Below are 25,666 nucleotides of genomic sequence, written 5' to 3'. Positions count from 1 at the left end.
TCCCAAGCGCGCGGCAGCCGGGCGCCCGCAAACGACGCTTCGAGCTAGGCCACCCCGGCCCGCAACAGATCGTGCATGTGCAGGATGCCGACTGGCTTCAAGCCATCCGTCACGATGAGCGTCGTGATCTTGGCGGAGTTCAGGATCTCCAGCGCCTCGGAGGCCAGCGCCTCGCGGCGCACGGTGCGCGGGTTCGCCGTCATGATCTCCTCGACCGATGCGGACAACAGATCGGCGCGCATCTTCCGGCGGAGGTCGCCGTCGGTGATGATGCCGGCGACGTGACCACGAGCATCGACGATGACCACGCAGCCGAGCCCCTTGGCCGACATCTCGGCCAGCGCATCCGGCATGCCGGTGCCGAGCGGCTTCAGCGGCACCGCGTCGCCCGAGCGCATCAGGTCCGAGATGTGCTTGAGCATGGCGCCGAGCTTGCCGCCCGGATGGAAATTGGCGAACTCCAGCGCGGTGAAGCCGCGGCCTTCGAGCAGCGCGATCGCGAGCGCATCGCCGATCGCGGCCTGCATCAGGGTCGAGGTGGTCGGCGCCAGATTGTGCGGGCAGGCCTCGCGCGCCTTCGGCAGCTCCAGCACGATGCGCGCCGCCTGCCCCAGCGACGATTGCGCATTCGAGGTGACCGCGATCAGCGGGATGGCGAAGCGCTTGGTATAGTTGACCAGCGTCTTCATCTCCGGCTGCTCGCCGGACCACGACAGCGCGATGACGACGTCGTCGGAGGTGATCATGCCGAGATCGCCATGGCCGGCCTCGGCGGAATGCACGAAGAACGCGGGCGTGCCGGTCGAGGCGAGCGTGGCGGCCATCTTGCGGGCGACGTGGCCGGACTTGCCGAGACCGGTGAGGATCGCCCGGCCCTTCGCCTGGCGGATCAGTTCGACGGCGGCGGCGAAGGCCGCTCCCAGAGGTCCCGACAGCGCCGCGGAGATCGCGGCAATGCCGTTGCTGCCGGCATCGAGCGTGCGCAGTGCCGACTGGATATCTGCGTTGGCGGGAGCGGTGTCGGGCAACGGCTTCGATCTCGGCATGCGGACTTCCAAGGCTGAACAGTCAGGCGCCGCTCTTTAGCATGGGTAAGGCAGCAAGACGCCATCAACAGCCCATTAACCATATTTGTTTTTACTCCCTTAACGACGCGGTTTGCCGGGCGGCGCGGGTGTCCCGACGACGCAATTGATTTTGTTGGAGTATTTTCATCGTGGGGTGGAGGCCTGACAGCGGCCGCGCGAGGCGCGCGCGAAGGCGCGCGGTGTGGCGCGGCGCCTCCGCCGCATGCCTGCTGCTCGGCGGGCTCGGCCCCGATGCGGCGCACTCGCAGACCATCGACGTGTTCCGGCCGGTGCGCGACGGCTTCCTGGCTCCGCAGGACTCCCCGTTGCGGCGGACCGTGGTCAGCGGCCTGACCGATGCCGTCCCGACGCCAGGGCTGCCCGCGACGCCTGCGCCGACCAGCTCGGCCGCACGACGAAATCTGGTCCCCCTGCCCGGTGTACCCGCGGCCAGCGGCGCATCCGATGTCGGCTATGATTCGCTGAATCGCACCCGCAAGAAGCCGAGATACTATCCCGCCCAGGCGCGGCCCAAGCCGGCGCCGGGTCCCGGCACGCGGCCGTCCGGCGAGCTCACCGGCCAGTTGCGCCCGACCCTGCCGCCCTCGGCCTCCGCCAACCGGCAGCCGCTCCCGCCTGCCATGGCCGGCACCGTGCCCGGCCAGCCGCCGCGCAAGCGCCTCAGAATCGACGACGACCCGTTCGGCGCGGTCGGCGACTACGCCGGGCCGTTCCTGATCAAGGGCGCGGTGGAGCTCTCGGCCGGCTATGACAGCAACCCGGCCCGCCTCGCCAAGCCGCGCGGCATGCCGGCCTGGGTGATCGCGCCGGAATTCCTGGCGGTGTCGAACTGGGAGCGTCACGCCCTCGTCGCCGACCTGCGGGGCTCCTTCACCGGCTATGGCAGCACCCTGCCGGCTATCATGGATGGCGGCATCAATTCGGCGCCGACCACGCTCGACCGCCCCGACTTCACCGGCCATGTCGACGGCCGCCTCGACGTCAGCCGCGACACCTCGGTCGGCGCCCAGCTCCGGCTGCGTGCCGCGACCGACAATCCCGGCAGTCCCAGCGTGCAAGCTGGATTGGCGCGCTATCCGGTCTACACCACGCTCGGCACCACCGTCGGCATCGACCAGCGCTTCAACCGGCTGCAGGTCTCGGCCGGCGCCACCGCCGATCGCACCAGCTATCAGCAGAGCAAGCTGACCGACGGCACGATGACGTCGAACGACGACCGCAACTACAACCAGTTCGGCGGCATCGGCCGGGTGTCCTACGAGGTCATGCCCGGCCTGAAGCCGTTCGCCGAGATCCTGGGCGACAGCCGCGTGCACGACCAGCGGGTCGATCGTTCGGGCTATCAGCGCGACTCCTCGGGCGGCTATGCCAAGGCCGGCACCTCGTTCGAGTTCACCCGGCTCCTGACCGGCGAGGTCTCGATGGGCTATGCCACGCGCAGCTATGTCGACCCGCGGCTCAACCGGCTGCAGGGCTTCCTCACCACGGCCTCGCTGGTGTGGTCGGCGACGCCGCTGACCACCGCGCGGTTTCTCTCCGACACGCAGCTCGCAGAAACGACGGTGGCCGGCGCCTCCGGCGTGCTGGTGCGCACCTACACGGTGCAGGTCGACCACGATTTCCGCCGCTGGCTGACCGGCATCGGCAAGTTCAGCTTCGGCACGCTCGACTATCAGGGCTACGGCCGCAGCGACCGCACCTATTCGGCCGAAGGCAACCTCGTCTACAAGATGTCGCGCAACGTCTGGGTCAAGGGCACGCTGCGCTACGACAAGCTGGATTCGAACATCACCGGCGCCGGTTCTTCCGGCACGGTGGTGATGCTCGGCGTGAGGCTGCAGAATTGAACCCAGCTCTCGCCCCGTCATTGCGAGGAGCGCAGCGACGAAGCAATCCAGGGGCTCCAAAACGACTCTGGATTGCTTCGCTGCGCTCGCAAGGACGCGGTGGGGCTGTCGCTCAAAGCGGTCAACTCGCCCGCAGGACTACGCGGCGGCCACCGTGAGCTGCGCGCCGTCCGCCTGCACGATGCGGACGCGGCTGCCGGCCGGCGTGTCCGGGCCCGCCACGCGCCACACCGTGTCGTCGATACGCACGGTGCCGTTGCCACCGACGATCGGCTTCTCCAGGGTGAACTCGCGACCGACCAGGGCCGCCGAGCGGCGGTTGAGGAACGGATTGTCCTGCGACGGCGCCGCGCTCGCCCGCGCGAGGCGCCGCCACAGCGGCACGGCGGCGAGCGCGAACAGCGCGAACAGCAGGATCTGCAGTTGCCATCCCGGCGCAAACGCAAACGACAGCAGCCCGACCAGCAGCGCCGCGAGGCCCAGCCAGAACAGGAAGATGCCCGGCGCGAGCAGCTCCAGCGCCATCAGGATGATGCCGAAGATCAGCCAGTTCCAGGTGCCGAGCGTCACGAACATGTCGCTCATCAGTGTCCTCCCCTGCGTCAAGCCTGCGGCGGCGTCGGCGGTTTCGGCGCCGTCCCCGCTGACGGCACCGAGCCGCCGCGGCGCGCGGCTGCCACGGCCGAAGCCGCGCTCTCGCCGAACGTCGCCTTGGCGATCTCGCCGATGCCGGCGAGCGAGGCCAGCATGCCCGTCGCCTCCAGCGGCAGCATGATCACCTTCTGGTTCGGCGAGTCGGCGAGCTGGCCGAACGCCTTGATGTATTTGTCGGCGATGAAGTAGTTGAGCGCGGCGACGTCGCCCTTGGAGATCGCGTCCGACACCATCTGCGTCGCCTTGGCCTCGGCCTCCGCGGCGCGCTCGCGCGCCTGGGCATCGAGAAAGGCCGATTCGCGGCGGCCCTCGGCCTGCAGGATCTGGCTCTGCTTGGCGCCTTCCGCGCGCAGGATCTCCGACTGCCGCTGGCCCTCGGCCTGCAGGATGTCGGCGCGCTTGACGCGCTCGGCCTTCATCTGCCGGCCCATCGCCTCGACCAGATCGGCCGGCGGCACGATGTCCTTGATCTCGATGCGGTTGACCTTGAGGCCCCATGGCGACACCGCGGCGTCCACGACGCGCAGCAGCCGCTCGTTGATCTCGTCGCGATGCGACAGCACCTGGTCGAGATCCATCGCGCCCATCACCGAGCGGATGTTGGTCATGGTCAGCGTGACGATCGCCTGGTTGAGGTTCGACACCTCGTAGCTCGCCTTGGCGGCGTCGAACACCTGGTAGAAGGCGACGCCGTCGACCGTCACGGTGGCGTTGTCCTTGGTGATGACCTCCTGCTCGGGGATGTCGATCACCTGCTCCATCATGTTGATCTTGCGCCCGATGCGATCGAAGAAGGGCACGATGATGTTGAGGCCCGGCGACAAGGTGCGGGTGTATTTGCCGAACCGTTCGACGGTCCAGTCGAACCCCTGTGGCACGGTCTTCACGCCGGAATACAGCGTGAAGATGACCAGCAGCACCAGCGCTATGGCGAAAATGTCGAAACCGCTCATGGATCCTCCAAGGGAGGAGACGATCGTCCCCTCACCAGCCTCTGCAGCCATCACAATCTAGGGATTACTGCATGATTTGGTCGGGGGTCCGCTAGGCGCGGTTCAGGAAAGTATTTTCGACGGGCGGACGGTCGTCCGCCTTGCGCCGGCGGGCGGCTCACCTAGCGGGCCGGCAATACCGCCGGCGGCTCAGAGCCAGCCTTTTACAACCAGCCCTGCAGCTCGCGCAGCACGAGCTGCCGCAGCACCTCCATGCCGGGCGCGCTATCGTTCAGGCACGGCACGGCGGAGAATTCCTCGCCGCCATTGTGCTTGAAGATCTCGCAATTCTCGCCGGAGATCTCCTCCAGCGTCTCCAGGCAGTCGGCGGCAAAGCCCGGCATCACCACGGCGATGCGCTTGACGCCGTCCTTGGCGAGCTTCTCGATGGTCTTGTCGGTATAGGGCTGCAGCCACTCCGAGAAGCCGAAGCGCGACTGGAAGGTCAGCAGCAGCTTGGTGTCGTCCATCCCGAGCCGCTTGCGCAGCAGCTCGGTGGTGGCGATGCACTGCTCGCGATAGGGATCGCCCTTGTCGACATATTCCTTTGGCATGCCGTGGAACGAGGCCACGATCAGCTCGGGCTTGTACGCCAGCGTCTTCAGATGATCCTCGATCGAGACGGCCAGCGCCTCGATGTAGAAGTCGTCGTCGTAATAAGGCGGCGTCACCCGCAGCGTCGGCTGCGCGCGCAGCTCGGTCAGCACGCGGAACGCCTCGTCGCACACGGTCGCCGAGGTCGCGGCTGAATATTGCGGATAGAGCGGCACCACCAGGATGCGGTCGCAGCCCTGGGCCATGAGACCATCGACGCCAGCCTTGATCGACGGATTGCCGTAGCGCATCGCCCAGTCGACGATGACGTGGCTGCGGTCGACCAGGCTCGCTGCCAGCTTCTCGCTCTGCGCGCGGGTGATCGTCTTCAGCGGCGATTCGTTCTTCTCGGTGTTCCAGATCGACTGGTAGTCTTTCGCCTTCTTGCGCGGCCGGACATTGAGGATGATCCCGTTGAGGATGATCTTCCACAACAGGCCCTGGTCCTCGATGACGCGGCGGTCGGACAGGAACTCCTTCAGATACACCCGCACGCCGGCGGCGTCGGCCGTATCCGGCGTCCCGAGATTGACCAGCAGCACGCCGACGCGGGACGTGCTCGCGGCCGGCAACGGCCTGACGTCGACAGGCCTGGCATTGTCCAGAGAGATGGCGGCGGTCATGATGCCCGTGACTGCTGAAGGGCGTGGCTTGGCGGCTTGTTTCGACATTGTCAAGATAAGGGCCATTTCACTGATGTCATCGGGCTGGAGGAGCCATGACGATTGCCGAATTGTGCATTTTCGCCAGCGTAATGCTCTATCTCTTAACGATCGTGCCGGCGAAATGGATCAGCGTCGACGGTGGCGGGCGCTATGACAACGCCCGGCCGCGAGATCCCGCCTTCTACGCCGGCGGCATCCGCGAGCGGGCGCTGGGCGCCCATCAGAACGGCATCGAGGCGTTCCCGTTCTTTGCCGCGGCGGTGCTGCTGGCCGAGTTCCGCGGCGCGCCGCAGAACCTGATCAACGAGCTGTCGGTGCTGTTCGTGATCGTGCGCACCGCCTATGTGCTGACCTACGTCGGCAACCGGCCGTCGCTGCGCTCGATCCTGTGGGCGATCGGGTTCCTGATCACCGTCGCGATCTTCTTCCTGCCCCTGCTGCGCCAATACCTGCCGGTTTGAGTGGGCCCAGTTTCCGGGCGTGAGAAGCGTCACATCTCCATGCCCATCCGGATGCTAACCAAAACGGCCATGCGGCCTCCGTCTGTACGCCATTCGTTTCTCCTTTGATCCGGTCTGCTGCGGCCAGTTGATTGGATTTGACGGCGAAATTCCCTATAGGCGGAGTGAATTGGACTGCCGCAGCGGCACTGTGAGGCCGCCAGAGGGATCGTGATGACTTTGACCAGCTCGGCCCCCGCGCGCGCGCCGCGCGACCCGGGAAATTACCAGACCGCCCTGCAATCGACGGTGCGGGCGGCCGCGGACTGGCTGATCGCCAACCAGAAGCCCGACGGTCATTGGGTCGGCCGCGCCGAATCCAACGCCTGCATGGAGGCGCAATGGTGCCTGGCGCTGTGGTTCATGGGGCTCGAGGAGCATCCGCTGCGCAAGCGCCTGGGCCAGTCGCTGCTCGACAGCCAGCGCCCGGACGGCGCCTGGCAGGTCTATTTCGGCGCCCCCAATGGCGACATCAACGCGACCGTCGAGGCCTATGCCGCGCTGCGCTCGCTCGGCTTCCGCGACGACGAGCCGCCGGTGCGCCGCGCCCGCGAATGGATCGAAGCCAAGGGGGGCCTGCGCAACATTCGCGTATTCACGCGCTATTGGCTGGCGCTGATCGGCGAATGGCCGTGGGAGAAGACCCCCAACATCCCGCCCGAGGTGATCTGGTTTCCGCTCTGGTTTCCGTTCTCGATCTATAATTTTGCGCAATGGGCACGCGCAACCCTGATGCCGATCGCGGTGCTGTCGGCGCGGCGGCCGAGCCGGCCGCTGCCGCCCGAGAACCGGCTGGACGCGCTGTTTCCACATGGGCGCAACGCGTTCGATTATGACCTGCCGGTCAAGGCCAATGCCGGCGGCTGGGACAGGTTCTTCCGCGGCGCCGACAAGGTGCTGCATGCCCTGCAGAACCTCGGCAACAAGCTCAATCTCGGCCTGTTCCGCCCGGCGGCGACCAGCCGCGTGCTGGAATGGATGATCCGCCACCAGGATTTCGACGGCGCCTGGGGCGGCATCCAGCCGCCCTGGATCTACGGCCTGATGGCGCTCTACGCCGAGGGCTATCCGCTCAATCATCCCGTTCTCGCCAAGGGCCTCGATGCCCTGAACGATCCCGGCTGGCGCGTCGATGTCGGCGACGCCACCTACATCCAGGCGACCAACAGTCCAGTGTGGGACACGATCCTGACGCTGCTCGCCTTCGACGATGCCGGCGTGCTCGGCGATTACCCCGAGGCCGTCGACAAGGCGGTCGACTGGGTGCTCGACCGCCAGGTCCGCGTGCCCGGCGACTGGTCGATGAAGCTACCGCACGTCAAGCCGGGCGGCTGGGCATTCGAATACGCCAACAACTATTATCCCGACACGGACGACACCGCCGTGGCGTTGATCGCGCTGGCGCCGCTGCGGCATGATCCGAAGTGGCAAGCCAAGGGCATCGACGAGGCGATTCAGCTCGGCGTCGACTGGCTGATCGGCATGCAGAGCCAGGGCGGCGGCTGGGGCGCGTTCGACAAGGACAACAACCAGCAGATCCTGACCAAGATTCCGTTCTGCGACTACGGCGAGGCGCTCGATCCGCCGTCGGTCGACGTCACCGCCCACATCGTCGAGGCGTTCGGCAAGCTCGGCATCTCGCGCAATCATCCGGCCATGGTGCGCGCGCTCGACTACATCCGACGGGAGCAGGAGCCGAGCGGCCCGTGGTTCGGCCGCTGGGGTGTCAACTACGTCTACGGCACCGGCGCGGTGCTGCCGGCGCTGGCCGCGATCGGCGAGGACATGACGCAACCCTATATCGGCCGCGCCTGCGACTGGCTCGTCGCGCATCAGCAGCCGGACGGCGGCTGGGGCGAGAGCTGCGCCTCCTACATGGATGTCAGCGCGGTCGGCCGCGGCACCACCACGGCGTCACAGACGGCGTGGGCGCTGATGGCCCTGCTCGCCGCCAACCGTCCGCAGGACAAGGAGGCGATCGAGCGCGGCTGCATGTGGCTGGTCGAGCGCCAGTCGGCCGGCACCTGGGACGAGCCGGAATTCACCGGCACCGGCTTCCCCGGCTACGGCGTCGGCCAGACCATCAAGCTGACCGATCCCTCTTTGCAGGAGCGGCTGATGCAGGGCCCGGAGCTGTCCCGCGCCTTCATGCTCCGCTACGGCATGTACCGCCACTACTTCCCGCTGATGGCCTTGGGCCGCGCGCTGCGGCCACAGGGGCACTAACAACTCATCGCCTCCGCGCGTGCCCGTGAATGCGCCCTCCCCCCTTGTGGGAGAGGGCATGTAGGACAGCGCGCTGCAGGGACTGGCCGCGGCATCGGGGTAAACATAGGGGACGGAAGCGAACAGCTCAGCCGCGCCCGCTCAGAAGCAGGTCGTGCGTTCCGCCGCGATGTAGCCCAGCAACAAGCCCGCGCCGAACAGCAGCACCAGACCGGCGGCGCCGAATTCCAGGCCGCGCATGATCAGGGCGCCGCCGCCCTCGCGGCCGGCGCTGAGCCGGCGTGCGACGTCCTTGGCGGCGACGGCGAGCACCGCGATGGTCGCGACGGTCACCGCCGTGCCCATGCCCATCACGAAGGTCGCGGCGACGCCGGCCCAGAACATGCCCTGGGCCAAGGCGAACACCAGCACGAGGATCGCGCCCGAGCACGGGCGGATGCCGGCGGCGAAGATCGCCTGAAAGCCGCGCTGCCAGCCGCCGGGACCGGCGAGCTCGCTCGGCGCGGGCCCGTGGGAATGGCCGCAACCGCAGTCATCGCCGTGAACGTGATCGTGGTGGACGTGATCGTGAGCGGCGGAACCATGCGCCGCCGCAGCATGGGCGTGCGCATGATCGTGGTGATGATGATCGTGGCCGTGGTGGTCGTGACCATGATGGTCATGACCGTGATGATCATGATGAGGCACGCGATGCTGGTGATCATGCGCATGGCTATGATCATGGGTCGACGGCGCCACCGCGGCCGCGGGCGCACCGGCCAGCGCCAATGCCGGCGCCGCCGGCTGCCAGGTGCGCAGGAACGCCGCGCCCTTGACCCAGACCAGGCGCGCGCCGAGCAGCGCGATCAGCCCGTAGCTCGCGATCTCCACCACCTTCTCGGCGCTGCACATCGTGGCCGCGGTGGCATTGAGCACCACGGCGCCGATGCCGACGATGACGACCGCGACCAGCGCCTGCATCAGGCCCGAGGCGAACGACAGCACGATGCCGCGCTTCGCCGTCTCCTGGTTGGCGACGAGATAGGACGCGATCACCGCCTTGCCGTGGCCGGGGCCCGCAGCATGAAAGATGCCGTAGGCGAACGAGATCGCCAGCAGCCACCACACCGCCGAGCCATCTTGCTTGGCCGAGCGGATCGCCCCCGACATCTGCCGGTAGAACTCCGACTGCTTGGCGAGCAGCCAGCCGACGATGCCGCCGACCTGCGGCTCGGCCGGCGCGCCGAACGGCGATTTGGCGAGCAGCACATGCGAGGCGGCGTCGGCGGCCAAGAGCGCGGAAATGAGCACAGCGACGATCGCGGCGCAGGTAAGGAGCGGTCGGGCAGAGCTGGGGCGAGGCGTCATGGACATTCCACTGAGATCTTGTTGGCGAAATTCATTCCGAAATTGGCGTTCGCCCCGCCGCTCAGGAATGTCTGTTCGTTCATGGTCTGCGCGACGGAGCCGCCGTCGCTCGGTCTCACCAGGCCGAACTTGCAGCCCGAGGGAGCGCTGACCAGCGTGACGGGATCCTTCTCCGCCATCTGGAAATCGATGAAATAGCTGGGATCGTAGACCTCGACCTGGAGCTGCTTCGTCTTCACCGGCGCCTTCAGCGGCAGGGTGAAGTGCAGGGTCAGCTTGGTGTCCTTGTATTCGAGGTAATAGTCGACGGGGTCCTCGAGCTTCTGCTTGCGCCCGTCGGCCTTGAGGAAGGTGAAGTAGGCATATTCCTTCAGCGACTCGGCGTTGGTCTGCGCCAACGGCGCCAGCTCCTCGCGGGTGTAGACGCCCTTCTGCTTGGTCTCGAGGCCCTGCAGCGCATAGGTCGCGAACATGTCGTCGAAGGTCCAGGCGTGCCGCACGCCGGTCACCGAGCCATCGGCCGCATAGAGCAGCTGGCTGGTCGCGGTGACCCAGACATGCGGATGGGCGCTCGCCACGCTCGCGCCGAGCACGAGCGTCAGCGCAGCGAGGACGAACCGGACCAGCGCCATCCCCTTCATCTCAAGCCGCCTTGGCAACGTCGAGCAGGCCGCGCCGGCGCAGCAGCGCGTCGGGCTCGGGCTCGCGGCCGCGGAAGGCGATGTAGGCCGCTTCCGGATCGAGCGAGCCGCCGGAGGCGTAGACATTGTCGTGGAGCCGCTTGGCGACCGCCGGATCGAAGATGTTGCCGGCTTCCTCGAAGGCACCGAAGGCATCCGCATCCATCACCTCCGACCACATGTAGCTGTAATAGCCCGCCGCATAATGGTCTCCCGAGAAGATGTGGCCGAATTGGGTCGGCCGGTGACGCAGCGCGATTTCCGGCGGCATGCCGATCTTCTCCATCTCCGCCCGCTCGAACGCACGCACGTCCTTCGACGCCGCTGCCGGCTGGGTGTGGAATTCGAGATCGATCAGCGCCGAGGAGACGAACTCGACGGTGGCAAAGCCCTGGTTGAAGCGGCGCGCGGCCAGGAAGCGCTCGAGCAGGTCCTGCGGCAGCGGCTCGCCCGTCTGGTAGTGGCGCGCGAAGGTTTGCAGCACCTCGGGACGCTCCTGCCAGTGCTCGTAGAGCTGCGACGGCAGCTCGACGAAGTCGGTGAACACCGCAGTGCCCGACAGCGACGGATAGGTCACGTTGGACAGGATGCCGTGCAGGCCGTGGCCGAACTCGTGGAACAGCGTGCGGGCATCGTCCGGCGACAGCAGCGACGGCTGTCCGTCGGCCCCCTTGGCGAAGTTGCAGACGTTGATGATCAAGGGCGCGGTATCGCCGTCGAGCTTCTGCTGGTCGCGCAGCGAGGTCATCCAGGCGCCGGAGCGCTTCGACGAGCGGGCAAAGTAGTCGCCATAGAACAGCGCCTTGTGGCGGCCTTGCGCGTCCTTGATCTCCCAGACCCGGACGTCCGGATGCCAGACCGGGATGTCCTTGCGTTCGGCGAAGGTGATGCCGAACAGCCGGGTCGCGCAATCGAAGGCGGCCGCGATCATGTTGTCGAGCGAGAGATACGGCTTGATCGCGGCGTCGTCGAAGTTGGCCTTCGCCTGGCGCAGCTTCTCGGCGTAATAGCGCCAGTCCCAGGCCGCGAGCTTGAAGTTGCCGCCCTCCGCCGTGATCATCTCCTGCAGCTGGTCGCGGTCGGCCAGCGCCTTGGCGCGCGCCGGCTTCCAGACGCGCTCCAGCAGCCCGCGCACGGCCTCCGGCGTCTTCGCCATGGAATCCTCGAGGCGATAGGCGGCGAAGTTGGGAAAGCCCATGATCCTGGCGGCCTGCTCGCGCAGGGACAGGATCTCGCCGATGACGGCATTGTTGTCGTTGGAATTGCCATTGTCGCCACGCGCGGTGAAGGCCTTGAACACCTTCTCGCGCAGGTCGCGCCTGCCTGAGCTCTGCAGGAACGGCTCGACCGACGAGCGCGACAGGGTCACGATCGCCTTACCGGGCATGCCGCGCTCATCCGCCGCAGCCTTGGCGGCAGCCACGAAGCTCTCGGACAGGCCGGCGCGGTCGTCCTCGCCGAGCTCGAGGTACCAGTCCTGCTCGTCGCCGAGCACGTGGTGGCTGAAGGTGGTGCCGAGCTGGGCGAGCTTCTCGTTGATCTCGGCCATCCGCACCTTGTCGTCGTCGGACAGGCCGGCGCCGGCACGGCGGAAGCGGGTGTAGGTGCGCTCCAGCAGCCGCTGCTCCTCACCGGTGAGCTTGAGGTCCTTGCGGTTGTCGTAGAGCAGCGCGATGCGGCCAAACAGCACGGCATTCATCATGATCGGGTTCCAGTGCCGCGCCATCCGCAGCGACACGTCCTTGTCGATCTCCAGAATCGCCGGGTTCGAATGCGCCGACACCAGATCGTAGAAGACAGCCGCGACCTTCGACAGCAGCTTGCCCGAGCGCTCCAGCGCCGTGATGGTGTTGGCGAAGTCCGGCTCGGCCGGATCATGGGTAATCGCGGTGATTTCGGCGGCGTGGTCGGCGAAAGCGCGCTCGAAGGCCGGCAGGAAGTGCTCGGGTTTGATCGCGTCGAAGGGCGGTGTCTGGTGCGGGGTCTCCCAGGCCACGAGCAGCGGATTGGTCTGGGCGTCGATCACAGCGGTGGTGTCTGACATCGGCTGGGGTCCGTCCTCTCCCGGAAGTTCGATGCGCCCCTCATATCATGGAGCTGGCTCTTTTTGGGTCATTTCCCCTTGAAGGGCCGGGCCTTTTCGGAGAGATTGCGGCCCGCAACAGGACCCTGGACCATGAACGCAGAGACCACCTCCAAAGCCGGCCGCCAGATCGCCTGGCCGACCGTGATCACCGTCATCTCGGCGGCGATTCTGATCGGTGCCGAAGTGTTCGGTGCGGCCTTCGCCGGCGGCTGGGCGCTCGCGATTCTGTTCGGGCTCGGCGACGGCGGCGCGCACATCGTTCAGGCCGTGCTGTTCGCGATCGGCGTGTTCGTGATGATCGGCTTCATCCGCGGCGCGCAGCGCATCGAGCCGTTCACCAGGCGCGCGTGAACAGCGTAAAAACACTGTCCTGCAAGCGTGAGCGCGTTACGAAAGTTTAAGCTCGCTTAACGTTCGTTCAGAGATCAGCGCAGCATGTGTGTCGCGTAAGCACAGATTAGGGAAATCTTTCCCGGCGCCCAAAAATTCCTTGCGAACGAAATTCAAAACGCTTATTTCCGCTTCTGCCCAATTTCGCACGTGCCTGTGGTCGTGTGTCAGTCGGTAGGTATCCGGACAAGAGGCCGGACAGCCGCCAAGGGATGAGGAACCGAGGGGCCCTCGGATCGTTGCGATCAAGATCACCATGATCGAGATCGTCATGCTCCAGAGCCCAGCATCTCTCTCAAGAGATGCCGCTGAAGGTCACCTCGTCTTTTGCAACCGTGACTGGCAGCCGGAGGCGAACCGGCGCACCCCGCTCTCAACGGGGGACGCGACTTAAAGCAACGACGGATCGGGCTTTTTTGGTCTCTACCGGCAGTCCAAAGCCGGCGCGGGCTACTGAAAAGGCTTGTCCTTCATTGCCAGGTGTGCGGGCGGGAAATTCCCAACCAATCCACGGCAGCACAATTCGGCTACGGGTTCGAGGTTTTGTCGCCTTTCCATCGGGCGGCAACGCCAAGGCACCCGTGTCGGGATCATTTTGAACGGGTCTCCGTCGCTGGGGCCGTTTGGAGGGTGCTATGACCGAACGTATCCGGGAATTCCTGCGCAACCGCCGCGAGGAAGGTCTGGACCACGAGCCCTGTCTCGTCGTCGACCTCGAGATCGTGCGCGACAACTACATGAGCTTCGCTCGCGCGCTGCCGGACAGCCGCGTGTTCTATGCGGTCAAGGCCAACCCGGCGCCGGAAGTGCTGTCGCTGCTCGCCTCGCTCGGCTCGTCCTTCGACACGGCGACGGTCGCCGAGATCGAGATGGCGCTGGCCGCCGGCGCGACGCCTGACCGCATCTCCTATGGCAACACGATCAAGAAGGAGCGGGACATCGCGCGCGCCTATGCGCTCGGCATCCGCCTGTTCGCGGTCGACTGCGCCGCCGAGGTCGAGAAGATCGCGCGCGCAGCGCCCGGCGCCAAGGTGTTCTGCCGCATCCTGTACGATTGCGCCGGCGCCGAATGGCCCCTGTCGCGCAAGTTCGGCTGCGATCCGGAGATGGCTGTGGAAGTGCTGGACCTGGCCAAGCGGCTGGGCCTGGAGCCGTGCGGCATCTCGTTCCATGTCGGCTCGCAGCAGCGCAAGGTGAAGGCGTGGGACCGCGCGCTGGCGATGGCCTCGACGGTGTTCCGCGACTGCGCCGAGCGCGGCATCAACCTGACCATGGTCAACATGGGCGGGGGCTTCCCGACCAAGTACCTGAAGGACGTGCCGCCGGTCGTGCAGTACGGCCGCTCGATCTTCCGCGCGCTGCGCAAGCATTTCGGCAACCAGATCCCGGAGACGATCATCGAGCCGGGCCGTGGCATGGTCGGCAACGCGGGGATCATCGAGTCGGAAGTGGTGCTGATCTCGAAGAAGAGCGACGAGGACGAGCTGCGCTGGGTCTATCTCGACATCGGCAAGTTCGGCGGCCTCGCCGAGACGATGGACGAGTCGATCCGCTACGCGATCCGCACCCCGCATGAGGGCGCGGAGATGACCCCGTGCGTGCTCGCCGGCCCGACCTGCGATTCGGCCGACGTGATGTACGAGAAGCTGCCGTATCCGCTGCCGGTGACGCTCTCGATCGGCGACAAGGTGCTGATCGAGGGGACCGGGGCCTATACGTCGACCTATGCGTCGGTGGCCTTCAACGGCATCCCCCCGCTGAAGACCTATCACATCTGATCCGGCGGCCCTCGCCCGCGCGCGGGTGAGATAGGCTAAGAGCCTCGGGTGGGGCGTTCCCCCACCCCGACCCTCCCCCGCAAGCGGGGGAGGGAGCGATAGACCGTCACCTTCAACCTGACATCACGTGTTTGCGCGCGGGCGAAGGCTTGCCGCGCAGGCCGAGGACTGACGTGCCATGACCGCTTTTCGCATCCCCTCGACTGCGCCCTCTCGGACTGCCGCTCCGTTCGTGATCCGCAGCGAACGGGCCTCCGACGTCGCGGCGCGCGAGACGCTGCTCGACCTGTGCTTTGGCGAGAATCGCCATGAGCGCACCTGCCAGCGCCTGCGCGACGGACGCGCGCCCGCCGCGGGCCTCGCTTTGTCGGCGGTGCGCGGCGGCGCGCTGGTGGGAACGCTGCGGTTGTGGCACGTCAGCGCCGGCGGACGCGACGCGCTGATGCTGGGGCCGCTGGCGGTCGCGGCCGAGGCGCGCAGCCTCGGCGTTGGCGCTGCGCTGATGAATGCCGCGCTGATGATCGCGGCGTCGCGCGGCCATGGCGCGGTGATCCTGCTCGGCGATGCGCCCTATTACGCCCGCTTCGGCTTCTCGGTCGCGCAGACCGCCGCGCTGGAGCTGCCCGGCGCGTTCGCGCGCGAGCGCCTGCTCGGGCTCGAACTGGTCGAAGGCGCGCTGGACGGCGCGTCGGGCATGATCGTCGCGACCGGCGCTGCCGAACGCAAGGCCCGCCGCTCGCGTCGCGAGCGGCCGATGCGATGCGCAGCGTGAAGGCCAGGGCGGCGACTGCGCCGCAGCGGCGGACACTGCTACCGACGCTCCTGCTGATCCTGCTCGGGATCATGATCGTCCGCGACATCGTGGTCAGGCGCTGGTCCAGCACGCCGCCCGCCGGACCTGACGTCACCCGCCCGCGTTAGGCATGCCGGCAGGCCGCGTCCTGCCCGCCCCGCCAGGGGTTGCGCAGGTGCAGCAAAAGCTCTTTAACCCCCGAAAATCCCCCCACGAGGTCCGCCATGTCCCGCCGCCTGATCTCTACCGGATCACCGTTCGAGAAGACCGCCGGCTACAGCCGCGCCGTCATCGATGGCGACTTCGCCTTCGTCGCCGGCACCACCGGCTATGACTACACCACCATGACGATGCCGGCCGATGTCACGAGCCAGTCACGCAACTGCTTCAAGACCATCGCCGCTGCCCTGCAGGAGGGCGGCTTCGAGATGGCCGATATCGTCCGCGCGACCTACTACCTCACCGACGTCAACGACGCCGATGCCCATTTTGCGGTCTGCGGCGAAGTCCTCGGCGACATCCGCCCCGCCGCAACGCTGCTGGTCGTCGCGGCGCTGCTCAAGCCGGAGATGAAGGTGGAAATCGAAGTCACCGCCAAGCGCCGCAGCCGCTAACGCGGCGCGGCATCCGAGGGCGGCGCGCCGCCTGAATCCATCCATCCCACGCACCTTTCGCGGAGAACCATTCATGAGCTCGCAGATCCACGCGAAGATCACCGGCCCCATCGTGATGATCGGCTTCGGCTCGATCGGCAAGGGCACCCTGCCCCTGATCGAACGCCATTTCGACTACGACAAGAGCCGCTTCGTCATCATCGATCCGCATGACGACGGCGCGCTGGCGAAGAAGCACGGCGTCCGCTTCGTCCAGCAGGGCGTGACCCGCGACAATTACCGCGAGCTGCTGGTGCCGTTGCTGACCGCGAGCGGCGGCCAGGGCTTCTGCGTGAACCTGTCGGTCGACACCTCCTCGGTCGACCTCATGACGATGTGCCGCGAGATCGGCGCGCTCTACATCGACACCGTCGTCGAGCCGTGGGCCGGCTTCTATTTCGACAAGCAGATGGGGGTCGAGCAGCGCTCCAACTACGCGCTGCGCGAGACGCTGCTCGCCGCCCGCCGCAAGACCCCCGGCGGCACCACCGCCGTCTCGACCTGCGGCGCCAATCCCGGCATGGTGTCCTGGTTCGTCAAGCAGGCGCTGCTCGACATCGCCAAGGACACCAAGACCGAGATCGTCGAGCCGAAGAGCCGCGAGGGCTGGGCGCAGCTGATGCAGAAGCTCGGCGTCAAGGGCGTCCACATCGCGGAGCGTGACACGCAGCGCTCCAGGAATCCGAAGCCGATGGACGTGTTCGTCAACACCTGGTCGGTCGAGGGCTTCGTCTCGGAGGGCATGCAGCCGGCCGAGCTCGGCTGGGGCACGCACGAGACATGGATGCCGGAGAACGGCCGCCGCCACAGCGAAGGCTGCGGTGCCGCGATCTATCTGCTGCAGCCGGGCGCCAATACCCGCGTGCGCTCGTGGTGTCCGACGCCGGGCGCGCAATACGGCTTCCTGGTGACCCACAATGAGTCGATCTCGATCGCCGACTACTACACCGTGCGCGACGGCGACAAGGTGGTGTACCGCCCGACCTGCCACTACGCCTATCACCCGGCCAATGACGCGGTGCTGTCGCTACACGAGATCTTCGGCGCCACCGGCAAGATGCAGGGGAAGTGGCACATCCTCGACGAGAACGAGATCGTCGACGGCATCGACGAACTCGGCGTGCTGCTCTACGGCCACGGCAAGAACGCCTATTGGTACGGCTCGCAGCTCTCGATCGAGGAGACCCGCCGCATCGCGCCGTACCAGAACGCGACCGGCATGCAGGTGTCATCCGCCGTGCTCGCCGGCATGGTGTGGGCGCTGGAAAACCCGACCGCCGGCATCGTCGAGGCCGACGAGATGGACTTCCGCCGCTGCCTCGAGATCCAGTCGCCCTATCTCGGCCCGGTGAAGGGCTACTACACGGATTGGACCCCGCTGAACGACCGCCCGGGGCTTTTCCCGGAGGATATCGACACGTCCGATCCGTGGCAGTTCCGGAACATCCTGGTGCGATGACTGGCTGGGCCGCACTCTCTCCTCCGTCATGGCCGGGCTTGACCCGGCCATCCACGAAGCCGCGCAGTTGAACGACGTGGATGCCCGGGACAAGCCCGGGCATGACGACGTGGAAGCAGCACGCGAACTCTCTCGCGCTCTGCCGTTGCTACAGCGAGCTACTTCCGCTCCATCGTCGGCGCGATCTTCTCGGCCGGGGCCGGCGGCAGCGCCGGCTTGGCGCCTTCCTTTTGAGCTTCCACGTCAGGGCGCGCGGGCTCTGGCGCCGGCGTCGTCGGGCGCGTGCCGCCGGGCTTGGACTCGGCCGGGGTCGCTGACGGTTCAGGCGAGGCCGAGGGCGTCGCCTGCGCAATCTGGTCGAGGTGATTGGCCTTGATCTCGGTCAGCGAGACCACGGCCACGAGCACGCCGAGGACGAACAGGCCCGCCGCCAGCAGCATGTCCCGGCGCAACGTCTGTTTGCTGTTGATCGAGGCCATGGCTTGTCATCCGCATCCTATGTGTGCGGAACAACGGTCACGCGCCTGCGAGGTTCCATCGGGGTCTGCGCCCCAGTGCCTCATCAGAGCCGCAGCAGCCCGGCCTCGCCGCTTTCATCGGAGAAAGCGAGCCACGTTCCCGCGGCATTCCAGCCCAGCGCCACGATCGGCGGCGTCTCGTTCCGCCGCACCAGGATCTCGGCGCCGTCCTGCATCCGCACCATCAGCACGGTGCCGTCCTCGTAGCCGCAGGCCAGGATGTCCTGCTTGGGATGGCAGGCGACCGCGGTGACCTTGGCCTTCATCGGCGCCAGCATCGCCGGCTCCTTGCCCATCGGGCCGTCCTTGCCGACGAACGGCCAGAGGATGACCATGTCGGCACCCGAGGTCGCCAGGAAACGGCCGCCGCTGCCCCAGGACATCGACTTCACCCGCGAGGGGTAGCCGGTCATCCGCATGTGCCTGCTATCAGCGAGCCGCCAGCCATGCAGCGCCGGCTCGTGCATCGCGGTGACCAGGAACTTGTTGTCCGGGCTGAAGGTGACGGCGTGATGCGAGCCGGCCCAGCCTAAAAATTCCGGCTCGCCCGCCATGTTGGGAAACCACAAGGTGGCGCCGTTGTAGTGCGCGATCGCAAGCCGCAGGCCCTTCGGCGCGAACGCAAGTCCGCCCGCAGTCGACGGCACCTCGAGCGACTTCTCCTCGCCCTTGGGCTGACGCACGAACGCGGTCTTGCCGACCGACCAGGCGATCGCACCATCCGGATGAAGCGCGACGTTGTCGATCCAGCGCCGCTTCGGATCGGTCACGAGCACGCTGACGCTGCCCGCCTTGTCGAGCGACGAGACCTTGCCGTCATCGCCGCCGATCAGGATGCGCGATCCGTCCGACACCGCCGACAGGATGCCGCCGCCGGTGACATCCACCTTGCTGATCTCGCCGTCGCCGTCGACGACAGCGACACTCTCCTCGGTGCCGACGAAGGCGGCGCGATCGCCGAGATAGTGCACGGCCGTGACGGCCATGCCGAGCGAGACCGGCTTCACCTTGTCGGTGACGGAGACGATCGATGCGGCCTCGCCGCCCTGGTCGAACGACGTCATCAGGTCACGATGCAGCGTTCGAAGCCTTCGCGGATGGCGTCTTCCGGCAGCTCGCGGCCGATGAAGACGACGCGGCTCTGGCGCGCCTCGTCGGGCTTCCACTTCCGCTGATGATCGCCTTCGAGCATCATGTGCACGCCCTGGAAGACGTAGCGGTCGTCATCGTCCTGGAACGACAGGATGCCCTTGGAGCGCAGGATCTTGCCGCCCTCGGTCTGCACCAGGTTCTGCAGCCACGGCATGAATTTCGACGGATCGAGCGGCTTGTCGGAGCGCAGCGACAGCGACTGCATCTCCTCGTCGTGATAGTGCTTCAGGCCGTGATCGTGATGATGATGGTGATCATGGCCGTGGTCGTGATCATGGTGGTGATGATCGTGATCGTCGCCCGCTTCGAGGAATTGCGGCTCGATCTCGAGAATGCGGTCGAGATCGAACGCGCCGCGCTCCAGCACATCCGCGATCGCGATCTGGCAGCGCTCGGTGCGATGCAGCTTTGCGTAGGGGTTGATGGCGCGGATGCGCGCCTCGACCTCGGCGAGCTCCGGCTTGGTGACGAGGTCTGTCTTGTTGAGCACGATGACGTCGGCAAACGCGATCTGGTTCTTCGCCTCCGGCGCATCCTTGAGCCGGTCCGAGAGCCACTTCGCGTCGGCCACCGTCACGACCGCGTCGAGCCGCGCGTTCTTCTGCACGTCCTCGTCGACGAAGAAGGTCTGCGCCACCGGCGCCGGATCGGCGAGCCCCGTGGTCTCGACGATGATCGCGTCGAACTTGCCCTTGCGGCGCATCAGGCCGGAGATGATGCGCACGAGATCGCCGCGCACGGTGCAGCAGATGCAGCCATTGTTCATCTCGAACACTTCCTCGTCGGCGCCGACGATGAGGTCGTTGTCGATGCCGATCTCGCCGAATTCGTTGACGATGACGGCGTACTTCTTGCCGTGGTCTTCCGAGAGGATGCGGTTCAGAAGCGTGGTCTTGCCGGCCCCGAGATAGCCGGTCAGGACCGTCACTGGTGTCTTGCTCGCGTCGGACATGCTCACTCCGAAAACCTCAGATCGCGTCGAAAATGGCTCAAAAGCGCACTACCGCGAGGGCTCGAGAACCCTAACGGACCAGCGCGCTCGTCAGAGCCCTTATATTGTGCCGGACCATGGCAATGTAAGTGGGAACGGGGCCCTTTTCCTCGCTCAGGGCATCGGAATACAGCGTGCCGCCGATCTTCGCGCCGGTCTCGGCGGCGATCCGGCCGACCAGCCGGTCGTCGTTGAAATTCTCCAGGAAGACGGCCGGAATCCCCGCTTTTTTCACTTGGCGGATGATCTCGGCGACGTCGCGGGCCGACGGCTCGGTCTCGGTGGAGACGCCGAGCGGGGCGATGAAGGCGACGCCATAGGCATCGGCGAAATAACCGAAGGCGTCATGGGTCGAGATCACCTTGCGCCGCTCGACCGGGATCTTGTCGATCTCGGCGCGGACCTCGCGGTCGAGTGCATCGAGCTCGCCGAGATAGCGCTCCGCATTGGCCTTGAAGACCTCCGCGTCTGCGGGGGCGGCCGCGACCAGCGCATCGCGGATGTTCTTCACATAGACCTTGGCATTGCCGACCGACTGCCAGGCATGCGGATCGGCATCCGAGCCGCGCTTGCGTGGGGTAATGCCCTGAGTGGCGACGACGATCGGCGCCTTGCTGCCGGAGGCCTGCTGCAGCCGCGGCAGCCAGCCCTCCAGCCCGAGGCCGTTGACGATCAGGAGCTGCGCGGCGCCGACATCCTTCGCATCGTGCGGCGTCGGCGTGTAGACGTGCACGTCGCTGTCCGGCCCGACCAGCGAGGCGACATTGACCTTGTCGCCGCCGACCTGGCGGACGAAGTCAGCGAGGATCGAGAAGCTGGTGACGACGTTCAGCCGGGTCTCGGCCGATGCGGGGACAATCAGAACAAGGCCAAACAACAGGCTCAGCGCGGACAACAGGCGTTTCATGGGCATCGACTTCAGGCTTCGAGGTGGCGTCCCGGAAACAGTTGCGGAAGCACGCCGCCCACGCGTCCGAACAGCACCGAGGCGAGATAGAGCAAGGACGCGACCAGGATGATCGCAGGCCCCGAGGGAATGCGGGTCTGGAACGACAGCACCAGCCCGACATAGCCGGAGACGATCGCAGAGGCGACCGCGATGCAGATCATCGGCGTGACGTCGCGCGACCAGAACCGGGCGATCCCCGCCGGCAGGATCATCAGGCCGACCGCAAGCAAGGTGCCGAGCGCCTGGAAGCCGTTGACGAGGTTGACGACGATCAGGGCGAGGAAGATCAGATGCGCCGGCGCACCGGCGCGGCTCACGGTGCGCAGGAACAAGGGATCGACGCTCTCGACGACCAGCGGGCGGTAGATCACGGCGAGCACGACGAGCGTGATGGTGGCGTTGGTCGCGACCATCAGCAAGGTCGGGTCGTCCATCGCCAGGATGTTGCCGAACAGCACGTGCAAGAGATCGACGTTGGTGCCCTTGACCGAGACGATGGTGACGCCGATCGCCAGTGACGCCAGATAGAAGGTCGCGAGCGACGCGTCCTCCTTCAACCCGGTCGAGCGCGAGACGAGGCCCGATAGCAGCGCCACGGCAAAGCCGGCGATCAGGCCGCCGGTCGTCATCGCAAACAAATTGAGACCCGACAGCAGGAAACCGATCGCCGCGCCGGGAAGAATCGCATGTGCCATGGCGTCGCCGACCAGGCTCATGCGCCTGAGCATCAGGAAGACGCCGATCGGTCCGGAGCCGAGCGACAGCGCGATGACCGCGGCGAGCGCGCGGCGCATGAACTCGAAATCCGAGAATGGAGCGAACAGCACCTCGCGCAGCATCATGCCGCCTTGGAGGCTTGCGCCGGCACGCAGGGCGCGGCGGCATCGTCGAACGCCTCGCACATCCGACGCGCCTGCGACAGATTGTCGGCGGTCAGCACCTCCGCCGTCGGTCCCCAGGCCACGGCCTCGCGCGCCAGCAGCAGGGTCTGCGGGAAATGCGCGCGCACCATGTCCATGTCGTGCAGCGCCGCCAGCACGGTGCGCCGCTCGCCATGCCAGTGCTCGATCAGTTGCAGAAGGTCGGCCGAGGTCTTCGTGTCCATCGCATTGAACGGCTCGTCGAGCACGATCACGCGGGCATCCTGCAGCAGCACGCGCGCGAACAGCATGCGCTGCATCTGGCCGCCCGAGAGCGTGCCAATGCCGCGACCCTCGAAGCCGGTGAGGCCGACGGCCGCGATCGCCTGCGCGATCTTCTCGCGCGCGGCCGCGCCGATGCCGCCGAACATGCCGGTGCTGCGCCACAGTCCGGTGCTGACGAAATCGAACACCGAGATCGGGAAGGAGCGGTCGATATCGGCGATCTGCGGCAGATAGGCGATTTCGCGCGGCTTCAGGCCGGCCGCGGCGATGGTGCCGGCGAGCGGCTTCAACAGCCCGACGATGCCGCGAAACAGCGTCGACTTGCCGGCGCCGTTGGGGCCGACCACGGCGAGCAGCGCCCCTGTCGCGACCTCACCGGTAAGGTGATGCACGGCGGGGTGGCGGTCGTAGCCCAGGGTCACGTCGCGGAATTGCAGCTGGACCATGGCCGTCATCATCGCATCGCCAGCCAGACGATCAGCCAGAGCACCGCGCTCGCCGCCAGCGCCGCGCCGAGCCGCGTCGTCACCGGCATGCGCAGGATCGACCACGGCGCGGGCTGCGCCGGATGCGGCGCCGCGGGACCGTGGCTGTGGGCATGGCCGTGACCAGGCCCGTGCGCGTGGGAATGGCCGTGGCTATGGAGGGCTGGTTGGGTCATTTCGTCACAATGTTACATTATAACATCACTGCTGTCCACCGCAGGCGGGGCGTTTGTGGCATCGGAGGTCGTGGTCTCACCCCGTCATTGCGAGCGCAGCGAAGCAATCCAGGCTGCCCAAGCGGAGGGATTCTGGATTGCTTCGCTGCGCTCGCAATGACGGCGGAGAGAGACCGCCTCCCGTCAACCAGCGCGTCAGCTGAAATACCGCACCAGGGCCAGGCCGGCGAACAGGCCGGCGATGGAGATCCCCACTGAGCCCAGCACATAGACCGCGGCCAGTCCCAACGCGCCCCGCTCATACAGCAGCGCGGTGTCGAGCGAGAACGCCGAGAACGTGGTGTAGCCGCCAAGAATGCCGGTCATCAGGAACAGCCGCCAATGCTGGGTCGCGCCGCCCTTGAAGGCGAGATACCCGGCGATCAGACCCATCACGGTCGAGCCGGTGATGTTGATGATGAAGGTGCCGTACGGAAAGTCCGTCCCGAATGCCTTGGCGCTGACCATGTTGATCGCGTGCCGTAGCGAGGCGCCGCAGCCGCCGCCGAAGAAGACGAGAAAGAATCCGACCAGTTGATTCACGGGACCTTACCTGCAGACCGCATCGAGAGACGGAATGCCCTGCCCTCGTCGCGAATGGAGCAAAACTCTTGCCGCAAGGGCGCCGCTCTTGCAAGGATCGCCCTCGTCAAAAGCCTTGCCATGAAAAAGGGCGGCGAGCCGAAGCCGCCGCCCTGGTCACTTGCTTGCGTCAGCGATCAGATCGCCTTGCCGTAGAGCTCGTCGACGTAATCCCAGTTGATCAGGTTCTCGACGAACGCCTTCAGATAGTCGGGACGGCGGTTGCGATAGTCGATGTAGTAGGAGTGCTCCCAGACGTCGCAGCCGAGGATCGGGGTCGCGCCGTGCACCAGCGGGTTCTCGCCGTTCGGGGTCTTGGAGATTTCGAGCTTGCCGTTCTTGACCGAGAGCCAGCACCAGCCCGAGCCGAACTGGCCGACGCCGGCGGCCGCGAAGTCGGCCTTGAACTTCTCGAAGCCGCCGAGATCCTCGTCGATCTTCTTCTCGAGCCGGCCGGGCAGCTTGGAGCCGCCGCCGTTCGGCTTCATCCAGGACCAGAAATGGATGTGGTTGAAATGCTGGCCGGCATTGTTGAACACGGCGGGGTTCTTGCCGAACGAGCCCTTGACGATCTCCTCGAGGGACTTGCCTTCGAATTCGGTCCCCTTGATCGCATTGTTGCCGTTGGTCACATAGGCCTGGTGATGCTTGTCGTGGTGGTACTCGAGCGTCTCCTTGGACATGTAGGGGCCGAGGGCTTCGTAGGCGTAAGGCAGAGGGGGGAGCGTAAAGGTCATGGGGTCGGTTCCGCAACTTGTGGGAAGACGGGATTTAACGGGACCTCCTTATAGAAGGTTCCGCAGTCCTAAACACTGTGATTCTGGAAAAAGCGAGCCGTTTTGATGAGCATCGAGATCGAGGTCCTGAATGGAGACACGTCCTGGCCGCTGGCGAAGCCGCTGTATGACGCGATCTGGCCGCCCGAGGTGGTCGCGAGCCTACCCTGGGCAGGTATCACTTTTGCGCATGCCGATCTGCGCGTGCTGGTGCAAGACGAGAGCGGCGACCTGCTCTGCCACGTCGGCATCTATCGCCGCCTGGTGAAATGGAACGGGCAGAACGTCAACATCGGCGGCATCGGCGGCGTTTTGACGCGCGCGGACGTGCGCAATCGTGGCCTGGCCACCGTGGGACTCAACGCCGCGATCCAGACCCTGCGGCACGAAGACTCGATCAACTACGCCGTGCTGTTCTGCGCGCCGGATCGCATCGCCTTCTACGGCGCAAGGGGCTTCATCCCGTTCGACGGCGACGTCTACGCCGAGCAGCCCGACCAGGGCCGCATCCGCTTCGACACGCTGTCTGCGCTCGTGCACGACGTCAAGCGCACTGCGCCGACCCGCGGCACCATCGACCTCTGCGGATTGCCGTGGTGAGGCCGCTCTCCCCTGTCGTCCCGGACAAGCGCGCGGTACGCGCGCGCAAATCCGGGACGACCTACCCCCAGGCAGACGTTTGAGGCACGCTGGTCACGGCACTTTGCCCATGATGTCCGCTGCGGAGGATGGGTCCCCGCTCGAGGCCGGGACGACAGCGGAGCACATGGCCCGTATTCCGAAAAAAATAATTCGCTTGCGTTTTTCAAGAAATCATGCTTGTATCCCGGCATCCCGCCTCACCGCAGAGGGGCGTAGCGCGCGATCGTCACGACACGCGAGGTGGGGATGCGATGGCCGCGTTGCTGCCGCAGCATGCTTATCGGCGTGCGGACGAACGGTAGCACGCGGACGTGAAGTCGCAGCGTCCTGGCACCCCGAAGCTGGTGTCAACCTGGCGCAATGCTCACGCATGGCGCTGGGGATGGTGGCCAACAAGCCCGGCGCACCAGGGAGACTGCGTATAAGCGTGAAGACCGTCGCGCAGGGAATGCCGGTGGC

At 66.4% G+C, this 25,666-nt stretch carries 26 protein-coding genes; 10 read left to right on the top strand and 16 right to left on the bottom strand.

From position 1 onward, the window contains the following. Window positions 1-44: 44 nt before the first annotated feature. Window positions 45-1,046, bottom strand: coding sequence for a KpsF/GutQ family sugar-phosphate isomerase (locus QW863_RS26920; RefSeq protein WP_315716550.1), 1,002 nt, complete (start codon window positions 1,044-1,046; stop codon window positions 45-47). Window positions 1,047-1,216: 170 nt separating this feature from the next. On the opposite strand from QW863_RS26920, the gene QW863_RS26915 reads away from it, so the two are divergent. After that, complete coding sequence (locus QW863_RS26915; protein ID WP_315769285.1) at window positions 1,217-2,935, top strand: outer membrane beta-barrel protein; 1,719 nt, start codon at window positions 1,217-1,219, stop codon at window positions 2,933-2,935. A 138-nt stretch (window positions 2,936-3,073) separates the two neighbouring features. Here the strand turns inward: QW863_RS26915 and QW863_RS26910 are convergent, their stop codons facing one another. From QW863_RS26910 to hemH, 3 genes are all read right to left on the bottom strand, one after another. Beyond that, window positions 3,074-3,520 (bottom strand): NfeD family protein, encoded by a 447-nt coding sequence (locus QW863_RS26910; RefSeq protein WP_315716548.1) that lies wholly within the window; start codon window positions 3,518-3,520, stop codon window positions 3,074-3,076. A gap of 17 nt (window positions 3,521-3,537) precedes the next feature. After that, entirely contained in the window at window positions 3,538-4,542 is a 1,005-nt protein-coding gene (locus QW863_RS26905; protein ID WP_315716547.1) for an SPFH domain-containing protein, read from the bottom strand. A gap of 203 nt (window positions 4,543-4,745) precedes the next feature. Next, window positions 4,746-5,798: a ferrochelatase gene (gene hemH, locus QW863_RS26900; protein ID WP_315769283.1), complete on the bottom strand. Its 1,053-nt coding sequence runs from the start codon at window positions 5,796-5,798 to the stop codon at window positions 4,746-4,748. Window positions 5,799-5,893: 95 nt separating this feature from the next. Between hemH and QW863_RS26895 the strand changes: the two genes are divergently transcribed. Together QW863_RS26895 and shc are read left to right on the top strand one after the other, a co-directional pair. After that, window positions 5,894-6,301, top strand: a complete 408-nt coding sequence (locus tag QW863_RS26895) for an MAPEG family protein (protein WP_315716545.1) — start codon at window positions 5,894-5,896, stop codon at window positions 6,299-6,301. A gap of 213 nt (window positions 6,302-6,514) precedes the next feature. Next, window positions 6,515-8,566: a squalene--hopene cyclase gene (gene shc / locus QW863_RS26890; protein ID WP_315769281.1), complete on the top strand. Its 2,052-nt coding sequence runs from the start codon at window positions 6,515-6,517 to the stop codon at window positions 8,564-8,566. Between the two features lie 141 nt (window positions 8,567-8,707). Here shc and QW863_RS26885 read toward each other — a convergent pair whose 3' ends face one another. Genes QW863_RS26885 through QW863_RS26875 form a run of 3 tightly spaced genes read right to left on the bottom strand, consistent with a single transcriptional unit; the run spans window position 8,708 to window position 12,637 of the window. After that, a complete protein-coding gene (locus QW863_RS26885; protein ID WP_315769279.1) occupies window positions 8,708-9,913 on the bottom strand; it encodes a nickel/cobalt transporter in 1,206 nt (401 codons plus the stop codon). Then, on the bottom strand, window positions 9,910-10,545 hold the full coding sequence (locus QW863_RS26880; RefSeq protein WP_315753765.1) for a DUF1007 family protein: 636 nt from the start codon (window positions 10,543-10,545) through the stop codon (window positions 9,910-9,912). Before QW863_RS26880 ends, QW863_RS26885 begins: the two co-directional genes overlap by 4 nt. 10 nt (window positions 10,546-10,555) lie before the next feature. Continuing rightward, window positions 10,556-12,637, bottom strand: a complete 2,082-nt coding sequence (locus QW863_RS26875; RefSeq protein WP_315753680.1) for a M3 family metallopeptidase — start codon at window positions 12,635-12,637, stop codon at window positions 10,556-10,558. A gap of 132 nt (window positions 12,638-12,769) precedes the next feature. Here QW863_RS26875 and QW863_RS26870 point away from each other — a divergent pair, with 132 nt between their 5' ends. From QW863_RS26870 to QW863_RS26845, 6 genes are all read left to right on the top strand, one after another. Beyond that, window positions 12,770-13,030, top strand: a complete 261-nt coding sequence (locus tag QW863_RS26870) for a hypothetical protein (RefSeq protein WP_315716541.1) — start codon at window positions 12,770-12,772, stop codon at window positions 13,028-13,030. A gap of 674 nt (window positions 13,031-13,704) precedes the next feature. Then, the gene (locus tag QW863_RS26865; protein WP_315716540.1) at window positions 13,705-14,847 is read left to right on the top strand and encodes a type III PLP-dependent enzyme; all 1,143 of its coding nucleotides are present in this window, start codon (window positions 13,705-13,707) and stop codon (window positions 14,845-14,847) included. A gap of 178 nt (window positions 14,848-15,025) precedes the next feature. Then, a complete protein-coding gene (locus tag QW863_RS26860; protein WP_315769277.1) occupies window positions 15,026-15,619 on the top strand; it encodes an N-acetyltransferase in 594 nt (197 codons plus the stop codon). Then, window positions 15,607-15,768 carry a hypothetical protein gene (locus QW863_RS26855; protein ID WP_315753684.1) on the top strand — a complete coding sequence of 54 codons (162 nt, stop codon included), beginning with the start codon at window positions 15,607-15,609 and terminating at the stop codon, window positions 15,766-15,768. Before QW863_RS26860 ends, QW863_RS26855 begins: the two co-directional genes overlap by 13 nt. A 96-nt stretch (window positions 15,769-15,864) precedes the next feature. After that, window positions 15,865-16,254 carry a RidA family protein gene (locus QW863_RS26850; RefSeq protein ID WP_315716538.1) on the top strand — a complete coding sequence of 130 codons (390 nt, stop codon included), beginning with the start codon at window positions 15,865-15,867 and terminating at the stop codon, window positions 16,252-16,254. Window positions 16,255-16,327: 73 nt separating this feature from the next. Continuing rightward, entirely contained in the window at window positions 16,328-17,752 is a 1,425-nt protein-coding gene (locus QW863_RS26845; protein ID WP_315769275.1) for a homospermidine synthase, read from the top strand. Between the two features lie 158 nt (window positions 17,753-17,910). Here QW863_RS26845 and QW863_RS26840 read toward each other — a convergent pair whose 3' ends face one another. The 9 genes from QW863_RS26840 to QW863_RS26800 all read right to left on the bottom strand — a co-directional run bounded on the left by QW863_RS26840 (window position 17,911) and on the right by QW863_RS26800 (window position 24,526). Continuing rightward, complete coding sequence (locus QW863_RS26840; protein ID WP_315753688.1) at window positions 17,911-18,231, bottom strand: hypothetical protein; 321 nt, start codon at window positions 18,229-18,231, stop codon at window positions 17,911-17,913. A gap of 83 nt (window positions 18,232-18,314) precedes the next feature. Beyond that, window positions 18,315-19,334 (bottom strand): WD40 repeat domain-containing protein, encoded by a 1,020-nt coding sequence (locus QW863_RS26835; protein WP_315716535.1) that lies wholly within the window; start codon window positions 19,332-19,334, stop codon window positions 18,315-18,317. Beyond that, window positions 19,334-20,374, bottom strand: a complete 1,041-nt coding sequence (locus QW863_RS26830) for a CobW family GTP-binding protein (protein WP_409977974.1) — start codon at window positions 20,372-20,374, stop codon at window positions 19,334-19,336. The genes QW863_RS26835 and QW863_RS26830 overlap by 1 nt, the downstream gene beginning before the upstream one ends. Before the next feature lie 70 nt (window positions 20,375-20,444). Next, complete coding sequence (locus QW863_RS26825) at window positions 20,445-21,320, bottom strand: metal ABC transporter substrate-binding protein (protein WP_315716533.1); 876 nt, start codon at window positions 21,318-21,320, stop codon at window positions 20,445-20,447. 11 nt (window positions 21,321-21,331) lie between these two features. Next, entirely contained in the window at window positions 21,332-22,204 is an 873-nt protein-coding gene (locus QW863_RS26820; protein ID WP_409977973.1) for a metal ABC transporter permease, read from the bottom strand. Beyond that, a complete protein-coding gene (locus QW863_RS26815; RefSeq protein ID WP_315753694.1) occupies window positions 22,201-22,962 on the bottom strand; it encodes an ABC transporter ATP-binding protein in 762 nt (253 codons plus the stop codon). Before QW863_RS26815 ends, QW863_RS26820 begins: the two co-directional genes overlap by 4 nt. Then, a complete protein-coding gene (locus QW863_RS26810; RefSeq protein ID WP_315769270.1) occupies window positions 22,962-23,168 on the bottom strand; it encodes a hypothetical protein in 207 nt (68 codons plus the stop codon). The genes QW863_RS26815 and QW863_RS26810 overlap by 1 nt, the downstream gene beginning before the upstream one ends. A gap of 195 nt (window positions 23,169-23,363) precedes the next feature. After that, on the bottom strand, window positions 23,364-23,750 hold the full coding sequence (crcB, locus tag QW863_RS26805; protein ID WP_315769269.1) for a fluoride efflux transporter CrcB: 387 nt from the start codon (window positions 23,748-23,750) through the stop codon (window positions 23,364-23,366). 176 nt (window positions 23,751-23,926) lie between these two features. Then, window positions 23,927-24,526 carry a superoxide dismutase gene (locus QW863_RS26800; protein ID WP_315753699.1) on the bottom strand — a complete coding sequence of 200 codons (600 nt, stop codon included), beginning with the start codon at window positions 24,524-24,526 and terminating at the stop codon, window positions 23,927-23,929. Window positions 24,527-24,631: 105 nt separating this feature from the next. On the opposite strand from QW863_RS26800, the gene QW863_RS26795 reads away from it, so the two are divergent. Then, window positions 24,632-25,165, top strand: coding sequence for a GNAT family N-acetyltransferase (locus QW863_RS26795; RefSeq protein ID WP_315753701.1), 534 nt, complete (start codon window positions 24,632-24,634; stop codon window positions 25,163-25,165). The last annotated feature ends 501 nt before the right edge of the window (window positions 25,166-25,666 follow it).

Source organism: Bradyrhizobium sp. SZCCHNR1017 (assembly GCF_032381375.1).
In the GTDB taxonomy this organism is placed as follows: Bacteria; Pseudomonadota; Alphaproteobacteria; order Rhizobiales; family Xanthobacteraceae; genus Bradyrhizobium.
Note: the sequence above shows the minus strand (reverse complement) of the source record. Positions and strands in the feature narration are given on the sequence as shown.

Bases quoted from the DNA above. Each gene is read 5' to 3' on its own strand.
- QW863_RS26815 (WP_315753694.1), bottom strand. From the start codon at position 22,962: ATGACGGCCATGGTCCAGCTGCAATTCCGCGACGTGACCCTGGGCTAC.
- QW863_RS26795 (WP_315753701.1), top strand. From the start codon at position 24,632: ATGAGCATCGAGATCGAGGTCCTGAATGGAGACACGTCCTGGCCGCTG.
- QW863_RS26885 (WP_315769279.1), bottom strand. From the start codon at position 9,913: ATGACGCCTCGCCCCAGCTCTGCCCGACCGCTCCTTACCTGCGCCGCG.
- QW863_RS26865 (WP_315716540.1), top strand. From the start codon at position 13,705: ATGACCGAACGTATCCGGGAATTCCTGCGCAACCGCCGCGAGGAAGGT.
- QW863_RS26870 (WP_315716541.1), top strand. From the start codon at position 12,770: ATGAACGCAGAGACCACCTCCAAAGCCGGCCGCCAGATCGCCTGGCCG.
- QW863_RS26820 (WP_409977973.1), bottom strand. From the start codon at position 22,204: ATGATGCTGCGCGAGGTGCTGTTCGCTCCATTCTCGGATTTCGAGTTC.
- QW863_RS26840 (WP_315753688.1), bottom strand. From the start codon at position 18,231: ATGGCCTCGATCAACAGCAAACAGACGTTGCGCCGGGACATGCTGCTG.
- QW863_RS26800 (WP_315753699.1), bottom strand. From the start codon at position 24,526: ATGACCTTTACGCTCCCCCCTCTGCCTTACGCCTACGAAGCCCTCGGC.
- QW863_RS26860 (WP_315769277.1), top strand. From the start codon at position 15,026: ATGACCGCTTTTCGCATCCCCTCGACTGCGCCCTCTCGGACTGCCGCT.
- QW863_RS26850 (WP_315716538.1), top strand. From the start codon at position 15,865: ATGTCCCGCCGCCTGATCTCTACCGGATCACCGTTCGAGAAGACCGCC.
- QW863_RS26875 (WP_315753680.1), bottom strand. From the start codon at position 12,637: ATGTCAGACACCACCGCTGTGATCGACGCCCAGACCAATCCGCTGCTC.
- QW863_RS26920 (WP_315716550.1), bottom strand. From the start codon at position 1,046: ATGCCGAGATCGAAGCCGTTGCCCGACACCGCTCCCGCCAACGCAGAT.
- QW863_RS26830 (WP_409977974.1), bottom strand. From the start codon at position 20,374: ATGTCCGACGCGAGCAAGACACCAGTGACGGTCCTGACCGGCTATCTC.
- QW863_RS26880 (WP_315753765.1), bottom strand. From the start codon at position 10,545: ATGGCGCTGGTCCGGTTCGTCCTCGCTGCGCTGACGCTCGTGCTCGGC.
- QW863_RS26895 (WP_315716545.1), top strand. From the start codon at position 5,894: ATGACGATTGCCGAATTGTGCATTTTCGCCAGCGTAATGCTCTATCTC.
- shc (WP_315769281.1), top strand. From the start codon at position 6,515: ATGACTTTGACCAGCTCGGCCCCCGCGCGCGCGCCGCGCGACCCGGGA.
- QW863_RS26810 (WP_315769270.1), bottom strand. From the start codon at position 23,168: ATGACCCAACCAGCCCTCCATAGCCACGGCCATTCCCACGCGCACGGG.
- QW863_RS26845 (WP_315769275.1), top strand. From the start codon at position 16,328: ATGAGCTCGCAGATCCACGCGAAGATCACCGGCCCCATCGTGATGATC.
- QW863_RS26910 (WP_315716548.1), bottom strand. From the start codon at position 3,520: ATGAGCGACATGTTCGTGACGCTCGGCACCTGGAACTGGCTGATCTTC.
- QW863_RS26905 (WP_315716547.1), bottom strand. From the start codon at position 4,542: ATGAGCGGTTTCGACATTTTCGCCATAGCGCTGGTGCTGCTGGTCATC.
- hemH (WP_315769283.1), bottom strand. From the start codon at position 5,798: ATGACCGCCGCCATCTCTCTGGACAATGCCAGGCCTGTCGACGTCAGG.
- QW863_RS26855 (WP_315753684.1), top strand. From the start codon at position 15,607: ATGCGCAGCGTGAAGGCCAGGGCGGCGACTGCGCCGCAGCGGCGGACA.
- QW863_RS26835 (WP_315716535.1), bottom strand. From the start codon at position 19,334: ATGACGTCGTTCGACCAGGGCGGCGAGGCCGCATCGATCGTCTCCGTC.
- QW863_RS26825 (WP_315716533.1), bottom strand. From the start codon at position 21,320: ATGAAACGCCTGTTGTCCGCGCTGAGCCTGTTGTTTGGCCTTGTTCTG.